This is a genomic window from Acidithiobacillus sp. TH-A36, from assembly GCF_057473445.1.
The window spans coordinates 1-2,865 of sequence record NZ_JBYCKP010000197.1 but is presented as its reverse complement, the minus strand read 5'-3'; the positions used below and the strand labels follow the sequence as shown (position 1 = coordinate 2,865).

Here is a 2,865-nt window from a genome sequence, read left to right as displayed (position 1 = left end):
CCGGGAATCAGTTGAATGCCCAGTTCGGCCGCCTTGAGGCCGGCTTCCACCAATCCGGCGGTGTTGTCATGATCGGTCAAAGCCATAACCTGAACGCCGGAATCATGAACCCGCTGAACCAGATCATGGGGTGTCATGGTGCCATCCGATGCCAGCGAATGCATGTGCAAATCAATGGGTGAAAACATTTTGCTCTGTTGCATAAAAACCATTCCCGAAGTTGGCGGACACCTTCTGCTGCAGCATCCAGACTGATCCGTGCTAGCATAACACGCAGAACTTCTTTGGGCATATCAGGAGGAAACCTTGGCTCTTATTCTCGACATCTCCGCAGCGCAAAAACGCTTTGAGCAATACACCCAACCGGTTCTGGCAGCCTTTGCCAGCAGCGGAATAGCTACAGGAGAACAAATCACCCCCCCCATGATTGTCGATGCCCTGAAACAACTATTCACGGTGTTAAGTAATGACGTATCGGGATGGGACCCCAGCCTGCCCGAGGACGAACCGGAGCGCATTGCCGACCTGAGTATCGGGCTGCTCATGGATCTGTCCACCTGGGCAGACCGACTGGGTGAAAAGCAAGCCAAAATTGCGCTGGAAATGATTACGGTCAGCATTGCCGCCTGGATTTGTGCGCAGCATGGAGCCATTCATACCCTGGAACCGGTCGTCAATGGCCTGGCGGTGCTGGCTAACAGCCATAATGAAACAGAAGAACTCAAAACTTTGGCCCAGCTCATGGGAGAAGTGGTAACCGCCGCATCGGCCGATTATGCCGCAGACCTGGATAGCGCCGACCCGCAACGGCCCTGGCGTATTTTACTGCTGAACTGGGGTATTACCGCGACCCGCGCCCAGGATACGGCAGAAATGCGCAAGGCTTTCGCAGCGCTCATCCATCACTTACCTGCCGATGCGAACACTTTTTTTCAGGAAGGCCTGCAACAGGTCACTCGGGGAGACTATCCCGAAGCCGTGAAAACCGTTATGGCCGAAGCTGCGCAAAATGCTGGACACAGCTTGCATTGATCATAAAAAAAACCCGGGGCAATCGTGCAGCCGGGTTTTTAACAAATCCTGAAAACGGCGGGTGGTAGCCGGGAGGCTTTGCCGCGACTTTGGCCCGAGCCGTTGTTGTTCTTGGCGAAGTCCTGCGTCCGTCAGGAGAGCTGTTTGAGCCCGCAGGGCGAGTTCTCTCCTGACAGCAGGATGAGCCTTAGAACAACAGGCAAGGGACGTTGGAGCAAAAAGCCTCCCGGCTACCACCCGCCGTTTTCAAATCAGATACAGTTTTAGAGATCCTTGCCGTGCTTGGCCAGGAAATCTGCCACACCTTCACCGGTGGGGGTCATGCCCGCCTTGCCTTTTTCCCACTGGGCCGGACACACTTCGCCGTGCTCTTCGGAGAACTGCAGGGCATCCACCATACGGATCATTTCATCAATATTACGTCCCAGTGGCAAATCATTGACCACTTCATGACGCACAACACCCTGACGGTCAATCAGGAACGAGCCACGCAATGCCACTTCGTCATTGAGCAGCACGTCATAATTGCGGGCAATGCTCTTGGATAAATCGGCTACCATGGGCAACTGGATCTGGCCAATGCCACCCTTTTCTTCGGGCGTATTTTTCCAGGCCAGATGGGTAAAATGAGAGTCCACACTGCAGGCAATCACTTCGGTGTTACGGCTTTTAAATTCATGCAGACGATGATTGAAAGCCAGAATTTCTGAAGGGCAGACAAAGGTAAAGTCCAGAGGGTAAAAGAAAAGCACCGCATATTTACCCTTGATGTGCTGAGATAGCTGGAATTTCTCATTTATGCTGTTGTCAGGCATAACTGCTGGGGCTACAAAGTCGGGGGCGTTTTTACCTACCAATACTGCCATGGGATTCTCCTCTTGGATCAATGATGGGATAAAGTCCAGATTTGTACTGTAGCAAATTATGTGCGGGTTTACCATCCGGGACATCAAAAAGGTCTATATATGGATAGTGGGCAGGCGGGCAGCCTTGGGCTAGAATAGGCCCCCAGTTCGCCGGGGCAGCCCGGCCACCCTTAAACCGAAAAGCCAAGGAGCCCGGCCCCCATGACCTACGTGGTGACTGAATCTTGTATCAAATGTAAATATACGGACTGCGTGGATGTATGTCCGGTAGACTGTTTTCGTGAAGGTCCCAATTTTCTGGTGATCGACCCTGACGAATGTATTGACTGCACACTTTGTGAGCCTGAATGTCCTGCCGGAGCCATTTTCCGTGACGATGACCTGCCCGAAGGCCAGGAAGAATATGAAGAAATCAATGCACGTCTCGCCAAGGTCTGGCCGGCCATTATTCAGAAAAAACCGGCGCCGGAAGATGCCGATGCCTGGCTGGAAGTGAAAGACAAACGAGGCCTGCTCGAAGAGTGAGCGCGGATAGCGCTTCTGCTGCGCTGCGTTCGCAAAGCTTTCACCGTCTTCTCGGTCTGGTGCGCCCCCACCGGGGACGTGTCGCCGTAGCCATGTTCTTTATGGTGATATCTGGTGCGGCCATGGGTGCCATGGCTTACATCATTAAACCCGTGCTGGATCGGATATTCATTGATCACCAGGTCAGCATGCTGGTCTGGCTGCCCTTAGGGGTCATCCTGATCTACGCGGTCAAGGGTATTGCCGATTATCTCCAGGCCATCAATCTGGCCCGGGTGGAGGAAGAGGTTTTACGCGGTCTGCGGGAAAACCTCTTCGGTCACACCCTGCGTCTTCCCCTGGAAGTCCTCATCGATCACAGTCATGGCAGCACCCTGTCGCGGATGAGTCTGGATCTGACCCTGCTCCAGCAGGGTCTCTCCGTGCTGGCGCGCTTTTTTCT

The 2,865-nt window shown here is 53.6% G+C and carries 5 protein-coding genes; 3 read left to right on the top strand and 2 right to left on the bottom strand.

Going from position 1 to position 2,865, the window contains the following annotated elements:
- Positions 1 to 203, bottom strand: a 203-nt coding sequence (locus AC2VLY_RS05260; protein ID WP_486921889.1) for a PHP domain-containing protein, incomplete at its 3' end; no start/stop codon positions are given.
- Positions 204 to 306: 103 nt separating this feature from the next.
- Between AC2VLY_RS05260 and AC2VLY_RS05255 the strand changes: the two genes are divergently transcribed.
- Positions 307 to 1,032 (top strand): hypothetical protein, encoded by a 726-nt coding sequence (locus AC2VLY_RS05255; RefSeq protein WP_024893912.1) that lies wholly within the window; start codon positions 307 to 309, stop codon positions 1,030 to 1,032.
- Between the two features lie 263 nt (positions 1,033 to 1,295).
- Here the strand turns inward: AC2VLY_RS05255 and AC2VLY_RS05250 are convergent, their stop codons facing one another.
- Positions 1,296 to 1,898: a peroxiredoxin gene (locus AC2VLY_RS05250; protein ID WP_193651620.1), complete on the bottom strand. Its 603-nt coding sequence runs from the start codon at positions 1,896 to 1,898 to the stop codon at positions 1,296 to 1,298.
- A gap of 201 nt (positions 1,899 to 2,099) precedes the next feature.
- Here AC2VLY_RS05250 and fdxA point away from each other — a divergent pair, with 201 nt between their 5' ends.
- Positions 2,100 to 2,423: a ferredoxin FdxA gene (gene fdxA, locus AC2VLY_RS05245; protein ID WP_010639763.1), complete on the top strand. Its 324-nt coding sequence runs from the start codon at positions 2,100 to 2,102 to the stop codon at positions 2,421 to 2,423.
- The coding region (locus AC2VLY_RS05240; RefSeq protein WP_486921888.1) for an ABC transporter transmembrane domain-containing protein at positions 2,420 to 2,865 on the top strand (446 nt) is incomplete at its 3' end. The genes fdxA and AC2VLY_RS05240, both read left to right, overlap by 4 nt.